Below are 14,754 nucleotides of genomic sequence, written 5' to 3'. Positions count from 1 at the left end.
CAGGAGGCGCGCATGCGCAGGATGGACGTGGTGGTGGTCGGCGCCGGACCGGCGGGCCTGTGTTTCGCGCGTGCGCTGGCGGGCAATGGTCTGCAGGTCGGGCTGGTCGAAGTGCAGCCGCGCCAGGCGCTGGCCGAAGCCGCCTTCGATGGGCGCGAGATCGCGTTGACCCATGCCTCGCGGCAGAGCATGGAGCAGCTGGGGCTGTGGCAGCGCCTGCCGCAGGCCGAGGTCGCTGAACTGCGCGATGCCAAGGTGATGAACGGCAGCTCGCCGTTCGCGCTGACCTTCGCCAGCAGCCAGGTCGACGGCCAGCCGCTGGGCTGGCTGGTACCCAACCATCTGATCCGCCGTGCTGCCTGGGACGCCGTGCAGGGCCAGGATGGCCTGCACCTGTTCGACGGGCGCAAGGTGCTGGGCGCGCAGGCCGATGCGCAGGGCCACGTGGTCACGCTGGACGACGGCAGTACGCTGCACGCGCGGCTGCTGGTCGCGGCCGACAGCCGCTTCTCCGCCACGCGTCGCATGCTCGGCATCGGTGCGCAGATGCGCGACTTCGGCAAGTCCATGCTGGTATGCCGCATGCAGGTCGAGCGCGACCATCACCACACTGCCTGGGAATGGTTCGGCTACGGCCGCACGATGGCGCTGCTGCCGCTCAACGCGGGCCAGGCATCGGCGGTGATCACGCTGCCGCCGCGGCAGATCGAAGAACTGCTGGCGATGGACGAGGTGGCTTTCGGTGAGGCCATCAGCGCCTGCTTCGAACACCGCCTGGGCCGGATGCAGCCGGTGGCCACGGCGCAGGCGTATCCGCTCGTGGGGATGTACGCGCACCGCTTCGTCGGCGAGCGTTCGGCGCTGATCGGCGATGCCGCCGTGGGCATGCACCCGGTCACCGCGCATGGCTTCAACCTGGGCCTGGCCAGCGCACAGCGGCTGGCGCAGGGCATCGTCGCGCAGCAGCGCCGTGGTGCCGACATTGCCGCCGCCGGCATGCTGGCCCGCTACCAGCGCGGTCATCGGCTGGCATCGCGTCCGTTGTACGAAGCCACCAATGCGATCGCCAGCCTGTACACCGACGATCGCCGGCCGGCACGGCTGCTGCGGGCGGCCGGCCTGCGCGTGGCGCAGGGCGTGGCTCCGTTCAGGCAGTTGATCGCCACGCACCTGACCCAGCGCGTGGCCTGAACCGCTTCAGCTCAGCCGGCGGCCAGCACGCGGATCTGGCTGTCGGCGAATTCGACCACCTGGCCCGCGCGGATCTTGCAGGCCTTGCGCAGTTCGACTTCGCCGTCGACCCGTACCTGGCCCTCGCTGATGACCATCTTGGCCTCGCCGCCACTGGTGACCAGGTCGGCCAGCTTGAGCAGCTGCTTGAGTTCGACGTAGTCGTCGTCGAGGTCGAATTCGAGAATCTGCATGGAGCGCGTTCCTGGGAGGAGGGCACAGGCCAGCGGCCGGGCCGGGAAGAGGGCGCGTATTGTGCGCCAGCACGGGGCCGACGGCACGTGTGAGGAAAGCTGTATGCCTCGTTCAGCATCAATGCGGTATCATTCCGCTCTGAGCGAGTGAAATCTCCTCCGACCGAGCAGCGCCAGGGCACGCGATAAGAAGGGCGCCCAAAGCGCGGACCATCACCTTTTTTATCGCACTGCCAGGAAGACGGCAGTGCCTTCGGAGTTCCCCATGTCCCAAGATTCCCAAGCGCCGCTGCAGTTCGCGCAGCTCGGCCTGTCCGAGCCCGTGATGCAGGCGGTCACCGCCATCGGCTATGAAACCCCGTCGCCGATCCAGGCCGCTACCATCCCGGCGATGCTGGAAGGCCGCGACGTGCTGGGCCAGGCCCAGACCGGTACCGGCAAGACCGCGGCCTTTGCGCTGCCGGTACTGTCCAACATCGACCTGCAGCAGATCAAGCCCCAGGCCCTGATCCTGGCGCCGACCCGCGAACTGGCCATCCAGGTTGCCGAGGCGTTCCAGTCCTATTCGTCGAAGATTCCCGGCTTCCGCGTGCTGCCGGTGTACGGCGGCCAGCCCTACGGCCAGCAGCTGTCGGCCCTGCGCCGCGGCGTGCACATCGTGGTCGGTACCCCGGGCCGCGTGATCGATCACCTGGACCGCAGCACCCTGGACCTGTCCGAGCTGAAGACGCTGGTGCTGGACGAAGCCGATGAAATGCTGCGCATGGGCTTCATCGACGACGTCGAAGCCGTGCTGAAGAAGCTGCCGGAGCAGCGCCAGGTGGCCCTGTTCTCGGCCACCATGCCGCCGCAGATCCGTCGCATCGCGCAGACCTACCTGCAGGACCCGGTGGAAGTGACCATCGCGGCCAAGACCACCACCTCGGCCAACATCCGCCAGCGTTACTGGTGGGTGAGCGGCATGCACAAGCTGGACGCGCTGACCCGCATCCTGGAAGTCGAGCCGTTCGACGCGATGATCATCTTCGCGCGGACCAAGGCCGGCACCGAAGAACTGGCCAGCAAGCTGCAGGCCCGTGGCCTGGCCGCTGCCGCCATCAACGGTGACATGCAGCAGGCCCAGCGTGAGCGCACCATCGCCATGCTGAAGGAAGGCAAGCTGGACATCTTGGTCGCCACCGACGTGGCCGCCCGCGGCCTGGACGTGGAGCGCATCAGCCACGTGCTGAACTACGACATCCCCTACGACACCGAAAGCTACGTGCACCGCATCGGCCGTACCGGCCGTGCCGGCCGCAGCGGCGAGGCGATCCTGTTCGCGACCCCGCGCGAGAAGGGCATGCTGCGCCAGATCGAGCGCGCCACCCGCCAGCCGATCGAAGAGATGCAGCTGCCGAGCGTGGAAGCGGTCAACGACACCCGCATCAACAAGTTCACCTCGCGCATCAGCGAAGCCCTGGGTGCCGGCGGCCTGGACTTCTACCGCCAGCTGCTGGAGCGCTTCGAGAACGAGCAGAACGTGCCGGCCATCGAGATCGCCGCCGCGCTGGCCAAGCTGCTGCAGGGTGACACCCCGTTCCTGCTGCAGCCGCCGGTGCGTGCCCCGCGCGAAGAGCGCGCACCGCGCGAGCGCTTCGACCGTGGCGACCGTCCGGAACGTGGCGATCGCTTCGAGCGCAACGATCGGGGTCCGCGCTTCGAGCGCGGCCCGCGTCGCGACGACGCCGAAGGTGGTTTCGAGCCGCGTCCGCGCCGCGAGGTTCCGCCGCGTGGCGCACCGGAGCAGGGCATGGAGACCTACCGCATTTCGGTCGGCCACCAGCATGGCGTGAAGCCGGCCAACATCGTCGGCGCCATCGCCAACGAAGCCGGCCTGGAAAGCCGCTTCATCGGCCGCATCGACATCCACGACGACTTCTCGCTGCTGGACCTGCCGGCACAGATGCCGCCGGACGTGCTGTCGCACCTGCAGAAGGTCTGGGTGTCCGGCCAGCAGCTGCAGATGCGCGCGCTGGCCCCGGGTGAAGACACCAACCCGGCACCGCGTCCGTTCAAGCCGCGCTTCGACAAGCGCGGCCCGGGCGGCCCGGGTGGCCCCCGTCGCAGCGGGCCGGGTGGTCCGGGTGGTCCGGGTGGCCATGGTGGCCATGGTGGCGACCGCGGCGGTGACCGCGACAGCCGCCCGCCGCGTCGTGACGGCTTCAAGCCGCGCGGCCCGCGCAGCTTCTAAGCCGCAGCCGTCCACACCACCGCCAGCCCCCGGGCTGGCGGACAGAAAAAGGGGACGGAGGGGATTAAGTCGTTCTTGGCACTGGCGTATGGCCAGCCAGATACGACTTAATCCCCTCCGTCCCCTTTTTCGCATGGCCCACACATTGCCGGTCCTAGGCTGAGCCGGTTCCTAAGGAGGTTGTCACCGCAGCACATTCAGGGGGATCCGGGATGGGTAGGAGTGGCACGGACCAACACAGCCGGCGGGTGCCGATGACCCGGGGGCTGGGACTGCGATTCGCGTTGTTGACGGGCATGGCGATCGGACTGGTCGCTCTGTCCGCCCTGATCCAGGAACTGCAGGCGGCCTCCACTGCCTGGATCGCCGGCCAGGGCTACTGGTCGCGTGGCCAGCAGGATGCCACTGCCGCACTCAGTCGCTACCTGGCGCGCGGTGATGCCCAGGACCTGGACGACGCACGCGAGGCCCTGCAGGTGCCGTTGGGCGACCTGCAGGCGCGACTGGCGCTGGAACAGGCCGAACCGGACGAGGAAAAGGCCAGGCAGGGCTTCCTGCAGGGCGGCAACGCACGTGCCGACATCCCACGCCTGGTGTTCTCGTTCCGCTACGCGCGCGACATCGGTGCCTTCCGCGAAGCGAGCGCGTTGTGGCGGCAGACCGATGGCGACCTGATGGCGCTGCAGCGACTGATCGATGAACTGCAGCTGCAGCACGACGGCAGCCTGGTGCCCGTTGCCGCACGCGACCACTACCTGCAGCAGCTGCGTGACCTGGACCAGCGGATGAAGGTGCAGAGCCAGGCGTTCTCGCAGGCACTGCTGCGGATGGCCACGCTGGTGCGGCTGGCGACCCTGATGGTCGCGGGCCTGTCGGTGCTGGCGATCAGCCTGATGGCGGTCGCCCTGGCGCGCCGCGTCGGCAAGGACCTGACCGAGCACGAGAGCCGTTTCCGCGCAGCGTTCTACCAGGCCAACGTCGGCATGCTCAAGCTCGACACCGAAGGCAAGGTGATCGAGGCCAACCAGGCGATGGCCGATATCCTCGACCATCGCCGCGACGTGCTGCTGCAGCTGTCGCTGGGTGACCTGCTGATGGACGGTGAGCTGGTCATCGACGGAGTGGGGCGCATCGACTGGGACCGCCAGCTGCGGCCGAGCGAACTGCGCTTCCGCCGTCGCGACGGCAGCCTGGTCTGGGGCCGCTGGAGCGGTACCGGCGTGCGCAGCGCCGGGGGCGGGCTGTCGGTGTTTGCCATCATCGAAGACGTCAGCCAGAACCATGCCCTGGCGCGCGAGATCGAACACCACGCCAGCCATGACCCGCTGACGGGCCTGATCAACCGCCGCGAGATCGAGCGGCTGCTGGAACGCGCGCTGCTGCAGGTGCGCAGCGAGGGCGGCACGCATGCGTTGTGCTACATCAACCTGGACCACTTCAAGCTGGTCAACGACAGCTTCGGCCACGCCGCCGGCGACCAGATGCTGCGCAGCTTCGCCGACTACCTGGTGGCGGCGGTGCGCGATGGCGACTGGGTGGGCCGGCTGGGTGCGGACGAGTTCGCGGTGTTCCTTGCCCATGCCGGGCAGGACGAGGCCAAGCGCGTGCTGCAGCGGGTGATCCGCAATCTCGGGCAGGCGACGTTCCCGATCAGCGAGGGCAGCCCACAGCTGAGCTGCAGCATCGGCGTGGTCGAGGTCAGCGCCGAGGCACCGGATGTGAACTGGTTGATGAGCGCCGCCGACAGCGCCTGCTACGCGGCCAAGCAGGCCGGCCGCAACCGCGTGCACTGCTTCAACGAAGACAGAATGGCACTGGAGGAGCGGCGCCAGGAAGCCGAGCGCCTGCAGGGCGTCAGCCTGGCCTTGGCCGAGAACCGCATGGTGCTGTACGCGCAGCGCATCGCCCGCGTCGGCGATCCCAGCTACCTGCACTATGAGGTCCTGGTGCGCATGCGCGGCAGCGATGGCAGCCTGCACCTGCCAGGCCAGTTCATGCCGGCAGTGGAGCGCTACGGAATGGCCGTGGCGCTGGACCGGCACGTGCTCGGCCTGCTGTTCCGGCATCTGCAGGTATGCCCGGCGCACGTGCGGCAGCTGGGACTGTGCAACGTCAACGTGTCGGCACAGTCGATCGCCGAGCCCGGCTTCCTCGCCTTTGTCTGCGACCTGCTGGAGCGCAACCGCGCGCTGGCCGCCAAGCTGTGCTTCGAGATCACCGAAACGGCGGCGATCAGCAACCTCAGCCAGGCGCGCGCCTTCATCGACGCGGTGAAGGCACGGGGGTGCCGGATGGCCCTGGATGATTTCGGCTCCGGCCTGTCCTCGTTCGGATACCTGCGCCAGTTGCCGGCCGATATCCTGAAGATCGACGGGGCATTCGTGCGCGACATGGATACTGATCCGGTCAGCCACGCCACGGTGCGCGCGATCAGTGAGCTGGGGCGCGAGCTGCAGATGGAGGTGGTGGCCGAATGGGTGGAGACCGCCGAAGTGGCCGCCGCACTGACCCGGCTCGGGGTGCAGGGCCTGCAGGGCTATGCGATCGAGCGGCCGCAGCCGCTGGAGCGGATGACCCTGGCCGACCTGCGGCCGGTGCGCCTGGTGGCGGTGAAGGGGCCGCCCGCCGCTGGCTGAACCTGACAGCGACCTTGGTCTACACGTGGGCGGTGGCCGTGGCTGCGATAATGCCCGCCAGGGGCGACGTGCAGTGGGCGCGGGCGTAAGCAGGAAACGGGACTGGCGTGGGCGGCAGGCAGTGGCAGTACGGAACAGGAGCGGTGCTGGTCGTGCTGCTGGTGTGGTTGGCAACGCCGTGGCCGTTGTGGGCCGCCACAGCCGAAGCCGGGCGCGACTATCTGCTGGTCGGTGCAGGCACCGATGAGCCGACCCCGCATCGCGCATGCACGGCGGCCATGCTGGCCGGTTCGCGGCAGCAGGTGCTGGTGCCCGCGCCGCCGGAAGGCTGGTCAGGACAGCCGCAGGCACTGGACGTGTTCAATGTGTTCGCCGGCGAAGTCCGCGTGCAGCACGGTGATCGCGAAATCTGCGGCAACATGCACGATGCCCGTACCCGAGACTCACGCTTCCGCGCCGGCATCGGGCTGGTGGCGGTGCCGCCGGCGGGCAGCCACGAACCGTTCCGAGTTTCGTGGCAGACACCGCTGAAGGCGCGCTGGGTACCGACCCTGCGGTTGGGGGCGCCCAGCCCGGTGCAGCAGAACGATACCGCCCGCCTGCTGGTGCGCGCGGCCTGCATCGCCGTGGCAATCGCGCTGGCATTGTCGGCACTGATGGCCTTCCTCACCACCCGCGACCGCAGTTTCCTGGTCTACATCGCCGGTACCACCGTGCTGGTGCTGTGGCAGGCCATCCTCGGAGGGCTGAGCGGCTACCCCGAGCCCTGGCTGCCGGTAGGTGAGCGCAGCGCGTGGTGGCTGCTGGCATTGACCGCTGCGTCCCAGGCGCTGGTGCTGCCGGCGTTGTGGCGCCTGAACGGCGGTGACCGCCTGCTGCCGGCTTCGCGTCCATTGCAGCGGCTGGCGCTGTGGGGACTGCTGCTGCTGGCCGTACTGGTGCCCTGGCTGCCGTGGCGCAGCCTGGCCTGGGTGGCGCAGGGCCTGCAGCTGTCCTACCTGCTGGGCTGTGGCCTGGCGCTGGCAGTCGGGGTGTGGGCGCGGCTGCGCGGCGATCGCTGGGCGCAGGCAGGGCTGGCCGCGCTGGCACCGATGCTGGTACTGATCCTGGCCGATGCCTGCCGCGCCGGGTGGTTGCTGGAATACCGCGTGGAAGCCCTGCAGCTGGCGGTGACCTGGCTGCTGATGATGGCCGCCTATGCGCTGAACCAGCGGCTGGGCCGACTGCGCCAGCAGCGCGATGAACTGCGCCAGCTGGCCGAAACCGATGGCCTGACCGGCCTGCCCAACCGCCGCGCCGGGCTGCAGCAGCTGGCCCAGCACCTGGAGCGGGTGGATCGTGAGCGCGGCCCGCTGGTGATTGGTTTTCTCGACATCGACCTGTTCAAGGACATCAATGACCGCCACGGCCACGCCGTGGGCGACCAGGTGCTGGTGGCGGTGGCGCGTGCGTTGCGGTCCGCGGTCCGCAGCCAGGACCAGGTGGTGCGGATGGGCGGCGAGGAATTCCTGCTGCTGATGCCGGGGATGCCGCGCGAGGCCGCGTCGGCCCGCCTGGATCGCCTGCGCCAGCACATCACCGAGGCCGGTCGGGCGTTGCAGGTGCCCGGTCTGGAGGTGACCGCCAGCATCGGCCTGGCGCAATGGCGGCCGGGCGAGGACGACCTGGCCGCGCTGCTGCGCCGCGCCGACCACGCCATGTACGTGGCCAAGCGCGCCGGCCGCAACCGCGTATTCGACGGCGAAGCGCTCGATCCGCCCGGGCTCGCATGAAGCGCCGCGCGCGGCAATGCCGGATAATGCGCCGATGACCACCCGACTCAACAAACATATCGCCGACACCGGCTTCTGCTCCCGCCGCGAGGCCGATCGCCTGATCGCCGCCCGCCGGGTCACCGTCAACGGCCATCCGGCCGGCACTGGCGCGGTGGTGGGCGAGGACGACCAGGTGCTGGTCGACGGCCAGCCGCTGCGCGCGCGCGTGGCCCGCAAGCCCGGCGCCCGCCGCCACGTCTACATCGCGCTGAACAAGCCGGTCGGCGTCACCTGCACCACCGAAACGTCGGTCAAGGGCAACATCGTCGACTTCGTCGGCCATGAACAGCGCATCTTCCCGATCGGCCGCCTCGACAAGGACTCCGAAGGCCTGATCCTGATGACCAGCAACGGCGACATCGTCAACCAGATCCTGCGTGCCGAGAACGGCCACCAGAAGGAGTACCTGGTGGCGGTGAACAAGCCGGTCACCGATGAGTTCCTGCGCGGCATGGCCCGCGGCGTTCGCATCCACGACCAGATGACGCTGCCGTGCAAGACCTCGCGCATCGCCAAGTTCGGTTTCCGCATCACCCTGCAGCAGGGCCTGAACCGGCAGATCCGCCTGATGGCCGCCGAGTTCGGCTATCGGGTGACCCAGCTGCGCCGCGTCCGCATCGACAACATCAAGATCGGCGCGCTGAAGCCGGGCCAGTGGCGCAACCTGACCGAGCAGGAACTGCAGGGCCTGCTGCCGAAGCAGCTGGACTGGTAACGCGCGGGAGTGCCGGCCGCTGGCCGGCTGCATCCGGCATCGAATGAGCGCGGGATGCCGGCCAACGGCCGGCACCACCCAGGGTGCAGATTGGGGACCGGCATCCGCTAGACTTTGCGGTGACCTGCCGGAACGTGACGCTGCATGATCAAGCCCGACAAGCCTGCCAACGAAGCTCTGAGGCTCGAGGCGCTGTACCGCTACCGCATCCTTGATTCGGAACGTGAAAAATCCTTCGACGACCTGGTGGTGATCGCCAAGGCGGTCTGTGGCACCTCGATGGCGGCGGTGACCCTGATCGATGTCGAGCGGCAATGGTTCAAGTCGATCCAGGGCATCGATGCGGCAGAAAACCTGCGCAGCGAATCGATGTGCGGCCACGCCATCCTGCAGCCGCAGCAGATCATGGTGGTCGAGGATGCACTGCAGGACATCCGCTTCCACGACAACCCGGTGGTGGTGGGTGATCCACACATCCGTTTCTATGCCGGTGCGCCGCTGATCAGTTCCGATGGCCTGCCGCTGGGCACGCTGTGCGTGTTCGATGCGCAGCCGCAGCACCTGGCCAGCGACAAGGCCGAGGCGCTGGCTGCGCTGTCGCGGCAGGTGATGCTGGTGATGGAGCTGCGCCGCTTCGCGCTCGACATCCAGAAGCACATGCTGGAACGCGATGACTACGAGCGCCTGCTGTCGGAGTACCAGGACGTGCTGTTGGCGCAGAATGCCGACCTGGCCGCGCAGAGCCGCACCGATGCGTTGACCGGCCTGCCGAACCGCCGCGCGATGGCGGCGGCGCTGGAAGAGGCCGTTGCGCCAAGCGGAGACCTGCCCGGTGTGGCGTGCGTGGCGCTGCTGGACGTCGACCACTTCAAGCACATCAATGACTTCCAGGGCCACGCCACCGGCGACCGCGTGCTGGCCGAGCTGGGCGCGCTGCTGCGCTCGCACTTCGCCGGCCGTGGCATGGCCGCGCGCTATGGCGGCGAGGAGTTCGTGGTGGTGATGCCGGCGACCGACCTGCGCACCGCCGAACTGCAATGCGAATTCCTGCGCCTGGCGGTGGCCGACCTGCCGCTTGGCTTCCCGGTCACGATCAGCATCGGCGTTGCCCAGCACCAGCCAGGGGAGACCGTGGATGAAATGCTGGCACGCGCCGACAAGGCGCTGTACCGGGCCAAGGGCAATGGCCGCAACCGGGTGGAACGGGCGGACTGAATCAGCACCGGCCCACTACCACCACCTGCGTGGCTGCGCTCAATCGGCGATGTTGCGCGCCTCGGCCGTGCCAAGGATTTCAGGGTGCTGCACCGGCTTGCGGCGGTTCAGCAGTGGATGCAGGAATACTGCGCCGACGATGATCGCCACGCCCAGGTAGAACCACGGGGTCACCTCGTGCTGTTCGCGCAGCAGCACCACCGCCAGCACCACCGCATAGACCGGCTCCAGGTTGGTCACCAGCTGCACCGTGTAGGCGCTCAGGTGGCGCAGCGCGACCAGGGCCAGGGCAAACGGCAGCAGCGTGCAGAACCCGGCCAGCACCAGCAGCAGGATGCCGTCGTGCAGATTCGGGACCACCCATAGCGGGCTGGCCAGCGCGGGCAGCAGGAACGGCATCAGCGGCGCCAGCAGGGTCAGGGTCAGGGTGCCGGCACCCAGTTCCAGCGCGGTGACCGTAAGTGGATCGGCGTGGCTGACCATGCGCTTGTTGAGCGAGCCGAACACGGCCACCAGCAGCGCCGACAGCGCACCGATCAACACGCCCAGGCGCATGCCATCGGGCACGCCGCCGACCACCAGCGCAACGCCCGGCAGCACCGCCAGGCCGAACGCCAGTTCACGCAGCTGGAACGGCCGCTTGGCGACCCAGGGTTCGATGATGGAGGTGAACACCGGCGCCAGCGCGATGCAGGTGGCCGCCACCGAGGCATTGGCCAGCTTCACCGCGCCGTAGAACGTCAGCCAGTGCAGGGCCACCAGCGCACCGATGCCGGCGTAGCCGGCCACCAGCCGCAGCGGCAGCGTGCGCAATCCTCGCCAGACCCGCGGCAGCAACGCCAGCATCGCCGTCACCAGCAGCATGCGCCACCACACCAGCGGCAGTGCGGGCAGAGTGATCAGCTTGCCGAGGATGGCGGTGACGCCCCACAGCAGGACACAGAAGTGGATCTGCCACAGCGCTTTGTGGGTGTCGGGTGTGCTCATCCCCCTATTGTGAGGCAATCGCGCGGCAGCCGGCGATGCCTGTGGCATGCTCGCGGAAACCTGCCCAGGGACCCCGCCATGGCTGCCGACCGCTCCGTCCTGCGCACCTGGGCCGCGCTGATCGCACTGATCGCCGCCGCGTCGTTGCTGCTGCAGTACCTGCTGCTGGTGCGCGGGGCAGGCGCAGGGGCCGGGATCGGCACGGTGACGCTGCGCTTCTTCGGTTACTTCACCATCCTCAGCAACCTGGCGGTGTGCGTGGGATGTGTCAGGCTGGTGCGTGCGGGCGTGCTGGGCACGACGGTCGCCGCGGTGCTCGCGTTGTGCATCGGGGTGACGGCCTGCGTCTACGTGCTGGCGCTGCAGGGCCTGTGGCAGCCCAGCGGATTGCAGTGGTGGGTCGATGCCGGCCTGCACTACGCGGTACCGGCGCTGTACCTGCTGGGGTGGTGCTGGCTGCTGCCGCATGGGGCGCTGCGCTGGCGCGCGCTGGGCACGGTGCTGTGGCTGCCGCTGATCTACCTGGGGTGGGCGATGTGGGTGGCCGCGGTGACAGGGCAGGCGCCGTATCCGTTCCTGGAACTGCAACGGCTGGGGCTGGCCGCGTTCCTGCTCAACGTGCTGCGCGTGGCGGGCGTGTTCGTGACGGGGTGGACGCTGCTGTGGGGGCTGGATCGCTGGCGTCGTCGATGAGGCGCTGAAGGGCCATCGCCGCGGCCGGATTGCGTGCCTTGCCCGCACCGATGCACAGCAGGTAGACCTCGCGTGGTGCGAGCGCGGCTGGCTTGGCCAGGCAGGGCAGGTCGTCTACCGGCTCGCCGCGGGACCAGCGCTGCGCACGCTCGGCCCAGCGCCGCTGCACCGGGGCGGGCAGCCCCTCCTTCAAGCGGGCCTGGCTGCGCTTGATCCGTGCGTAGACGAAGCCGGCACTGACATCGCCGTGTAACGGCGCCTCGTCGCTGTCTTCGATCACCAGCGCCACGCCGTGGCGGCGCGCGGCGGCGACCAGTGCCGGACCATGTGCCGCGGCGTTGCGCACCTCCAGCGCGTGCTGCAGCGGCACACCCTGCAGCTGCTTGGGAAGCTCAGCCATCAGCCGATCCAGCGCCTCGGCATCGGCCGGATGGCGTGGATCGAACTGCCACAGCAACGGGCCGAGCCGGTCACCCAGCGCCAGCGCCGCCTCCAGGAAGGGCGCGGCCGCGTCCACGGTGCTGGACAGGTCGCGACGCTGGACCAGGTAGCGTGGCGCCTTCATCGAGAAACGGAAGCCCTGCGGCGTCTGTGCTGCCCACTGCGCGCACTGGCCAGGGGTGGGCGTGCGGTAGAAGGTGCCATTGATCTCGATGCAGCGCAGGGCGCGACTGGCGTGGGCCAGTTCCTCGCGCTGTGGCAGCCCTGCCGGATAGAACGCGCCGCCGCGCCACGCGGGAAACACCCAGCCACCGATGCCACAGCGGATCTCCGCCGGGTGCGACGACGCGATCACTGGCCGTGGTCCTCGCGCCACGGGTCGTAGCTGCCAAACCACCACAGGTAGCCTTCCGGATCGGCGCAGGCGTAGCCACGGCCGCCGTAGTCCTGGTCGGCGATGTCGATGACGATGCGCGCGCCGGCAGCCTTGGCCCGGGCATAGTGCGCGTCGGCATCGCTGACGATCACGCAGGCGCTCTGGGTCTGGCGCCCGCCGACTTCGCCGGGCAGTACCGCGTGTTCGCTCCATGCGCTCTGGTTACCGGCCGAGCCCAGCATGATCATGCCGGTGCCGAAGGTCATCTGGGCGTGGAACACGGTATCGCCGTCGGCGTATACGGCCTGGGCATGGAAACCGAAGGCGCGCTGCAGCCAGTCGATGGCGGCCAGCGCATCGCGGTAGCGCAGGCATGGAATGATGGTGGAGCCCTTGCTGGACTGCCCGTTCTGTCCCATGACACCCCTCCTATGGCACAGGGCAGGGTGCATCGGCGACCGTTACCATCCCGCGAAACCCCGGTGACGGCCTGCACACGGCCGCCACCCCTGTTCGGAGATCGTGCTGCATGAACACCTGGATTGGAGGAGCCGTGCTGCTGGCGTGCACGACCATGGCGAGCGCGGCGACCCCGCCGCCGCTGCAGGATCTGGATGCGACCGTCGAGCGCGTGCGCGCGCAGTTCGACGTGCCCGGCATCGCGGTGGCCGTGGTCAAGGACGGCGAGGTGGTGCTGGAGCGCGGCTGGGGCGTGCGCGAGCAGGGCAAGCCGGAGCCGGTGCAGGCCGACACGCTGTTCGCCATCGCCTCCAATACCAAGGCGTTCACCGCCACTTCGCTGAACCTGCTGGCCGAGGACGGCAAGCTGAAGATGGACGACAAGGTGATCGAGCACCTGCCATCGTTCCGCATGTCCGATCCCTTCGTGACCGGGCAGATGACGATCCGCGACCTGCTCTCGCACCGCAGCGGACTGAGCCTGGGCGCCGGCGACCTGCTGTTCTGGCCGACCACCTCCTACAGCAACGCCGAAGTGGTGGAGCGGCTGGGCAGGGTGCCGCTGAAGGGCGGTTTCCGCGAAAACTACGCCTACGACAACATCCTGTACGCGGTGGCCCAGCAGGTGATCGAACATGTCTCCGGCATGAGCTACCAGCAGTTCCTGCAGACCCGCATCTTCGACAAGGTGGGCATGGCCGGCACGCGCTACAACGCCGACCACCTGAAGCCGGGCGACAAGGCCGCGGTCGGCCACGCCAAGTACGATTTCAAGGACCTGCGCACCGTCGCGCCGCTGACCTGGTCGAACAACGCCGGTGCCGGTGGCATCTATTCCAGCGCGCACGACATGGCGCGCTGGATGCAGGTGCAGCTGGCCGAGGGCAAGCTTGCCGATGGCACGGTGCTGTTCAGTGAAAAAAGCCAGCAGCAGATGTGGCGGATGATCACCCCGCAGTCGATCCCGGCGCCGAGCGTGCCGGAGCTGGCACCGGCACGGGCCAATTTTGCCGGCTATGGCGAGGGCTGGAGCCTGAGCGATTACCGTGGACGCAAGCTGGTATGGCACACCGGCGGCTGGCCGGGCATGGTCTCGCGGCTGACCCTGGTGCCGGGCGAAAAGCTGGGCGTGGTGGTGCTGACCAACCAGGAAGTGGGCGCGGCGTTCAACGCGATCACCCTGAGCGTGCTCGACGCTTACCTGGGCGGCGAGAAGCACGACTGGGTGGACGCCTATGCCAAGGCTGTGGCCAAGGGCCAGGACAAGGCCGACGAGGCCTGGGCCAAGCACCAGCGTGCGCGCGACGCCGGCAGCAAGCCGTCGCTGGCGCTGGCCGGCTACACCGGCACGTTCCGCGACCGCTGGTACGGCGACATGCAGATCAGTGCCGAAGGCAAGGGCCTGCGCCTGCGCTTCATGAAGACCGCGCAGCTCAGCGGCCGCCTGGAGCACTGGCAGCACGACACCTTCATCGTGCGCTGGGACGACCGTTCGCTCAACGCCGACGCGTTCGTGAACTTCAGCCTGGATCCGGATGGCAAGGTGCGCGAGGTACGGATGCAGTCGATTTCCGACCTGACCGACTTCAGCTTCGATTTCCAGGACCTGCTGTTCACCCCGGTCAGGGAGTGAGGCTGGTGCCGGCCGCTGGCCGGCAACCCGATGATCCCCGGATGCGTCGCGAGGCTGCCGGCCAGCGGCCGGCACTACCGGAGCCGCGGGTGACCGTCGGCTGGCGTACACATCCGTCGTGGGATACTCCG

The 14,754-nt window shown here is 68.7% G+C and carries 12 protein-coding genes; 8 read left to right on the top strand and 4 right to left on the bottom strand.

What is annotated here, in order from left to right; all coding sequences use genetic code 11:
• The first annotated feature begins 12 nt into the window (after positions 1–12).
• On the top strand, positions 13–1,191 hold the full coding sequence (gene ubiM / locus LRM18_RS15180) for a 5-demethoxyubiquinol-8 5-hydroxylase UbiM (RefSeq protein WP_270954937.1): 1,179 nt from the start codon (positions 13–15) through the stop codon (positions 1,189–1,191).
• 11 nt (positions 1,192–1,202) lie between these two features.
• Here ubiM and LRM18_RS15175 read toward each other — a convergent pair whose 3' ends face one another.
• Complete coding sequence (locus LRM18_RS15175) at positions 1,203–1,424, bottom strand: RNA-binding S4 domain-containing protein (protein ID WP_270954936.1); 222 nt, start codon at positions 1,422–1,424, stop codon at positions 1,203–1,205.
• Between the two features lie 265 nt (positions 1,425–1,689).
• Here LRM18_RS15175 and LRM18_RS15170 point away from each other — a divergent pair, with 265 nt between their 5' ends.
• The 5 genes from LRM18_RS15170 (at position 1,690) to LRM18_RS15150 (ending at position 10,034) form a co-directional block, all read left to right on the top strand.
• Positions 1,690–3,654: a DEAD/DEAH box helicase gene (locus tag LRM18_RS15170; protein WP_270954935.1), complete on the top strand. Its 1,965-nt coding sequence runs from the start codon at positions 1,690–1,692 to the stop codon at positions 3,652–3,654.
• Between the two features lie 212 nt (positions 3,655–3,866).
• Positions 3,867–6,290 carry an EAL domain-containing protein gene (locus tag LRM18_RS15165; protein WP_270954934.1) on the top strand — a complete coding sequence of 808 codons (2,424 nt, stop codon included), beginning with the start codon at positions 3,867–3,869 and terminating at the stop codon, positions 6,288–6,290.
• Between the two features lie 107 nt (positions 6,291–6,397).
• Positions 6,398–8,062, top strand: coding sequence for a GGDEF domain-containing protein (locus LRM18_RS15160; protein WP_064237969.1), 1,665 nt, complete (start codon positions 6,398–6,400; stop codon positions 8,060–8,062).
• Between the two features lie 34 nt (positions 8,063–8,096).
• Entirely contained in the window at positions 8,097–8,819 is a 723-nt protein-coding gene (locus tag LRM18_RS15155; protein WP_053505407.1) for a pseudouridine synthase, read from the top strand.
• A gap of 144 nt (positions 8,820–8,963) precedes the next feature.
• Entirely contained in the window at positions 8,964–10,034 is a 1,071-nt protein-coding gene (locus tag LRM18_RS15150; RefSeq protein ID WP_270954933.1) for a sensor domain-containing diguanylate cyclase, read from the top strand.
• 39 nt (positions 10,035–10,073) lie between these two features.
• Here LRM18_RS15150 and LRM18_RS15145 read toward each other — a convergent pair whose 3' ends face one another.
• On the bottom strand, positions 10,074–11,021 hold the full coding sequence (locus tag LRM18_RS15145; RefSeq protein ID WP_270954932.1) for a DMT family transporter: 948 nt from the start codon (positions 11,019–11,021) through the stop codon (positions 10,074–10,076).
• Between the two features lie 78 nt (positions 11,022–11,099).
• Here LRM18_RS15145 and LRM18_RS15140 point away from each other — a divergent pair, with 78 nt between their 5' ends.
• Positions 11,100–11,714, top strand: coding sequence for a Pr6Pr family membrane protein (locus LRM18_RS15140; protein WP_270954931.1), 615 nt, complete (start codon positions 11,100–11,102; stop codon positions 11,712–11,714).
• On the opposite strand, the gene LRM18_RS15135 is transcribed toward LRM18_RS15140, so the two are convergent.
• Positions 11,635–12,510: a DUF72 domain-containing protein gene (locus LRM18_RS15135; protein ID WP_270954930.1), complete on the bottom strand. Its 876-nt coding sequence runs from the start codon at positions 12,508–12,510 to the stop codon at positions 11,635–11,637. The two genes, LRM18_RS15140 and LRM18_RS15135, sit on opposite strands and share 80 nt — an antisense overlap.
• Positions 12,507–12,950: a VOC family protein gene (locus LRM18_RS15130; protein WP_074726282.1), complete on the bottom strand. Its 444-nt coding sequence runs from the start codon at positions 12,948–12,950 to the stop codon at positions 12,507–12,509. The genes LRM18_RS15135 and LRM18_RS15130 overlap by 4 nt, the downstream gene beginning before the upstream one ends.
• A gap of 110 nt (positions 12,951–13,060) precedes the next feature.
• Between LRM18_RS15130 and LRM18_RS15125 the strand changes: the two genes are divergently transcribed.
• Positions 13,061–14,623 (top strand): serine hydrolase, encoded by a 1,563-nt coding sequence (locus tag LRM18_RS15125; protein ID WP_270954929.1) that lies wholly within the window; start codon positions 13,061–13,063, stop codon positions 14,621–14,623.
• Positions 14,624–14,754: the final 131 nt, after the last annotated feature.

The organism is Stenotrophomonas sp. PI_27 (assembly GCF_027854495.1).
Classification (GTDB): Bacteria; Pseudomonadota; Gammaproteobacteria; order Xanthomonadales; family Xanthomonadaceae; genus Stenotrophomonas; species Stenotrophomonas pavanii.
Note: the sequence above shows the minus strand (reverse complement) of the source record. Positions and strands in the feature narration are given on the sequence as shown.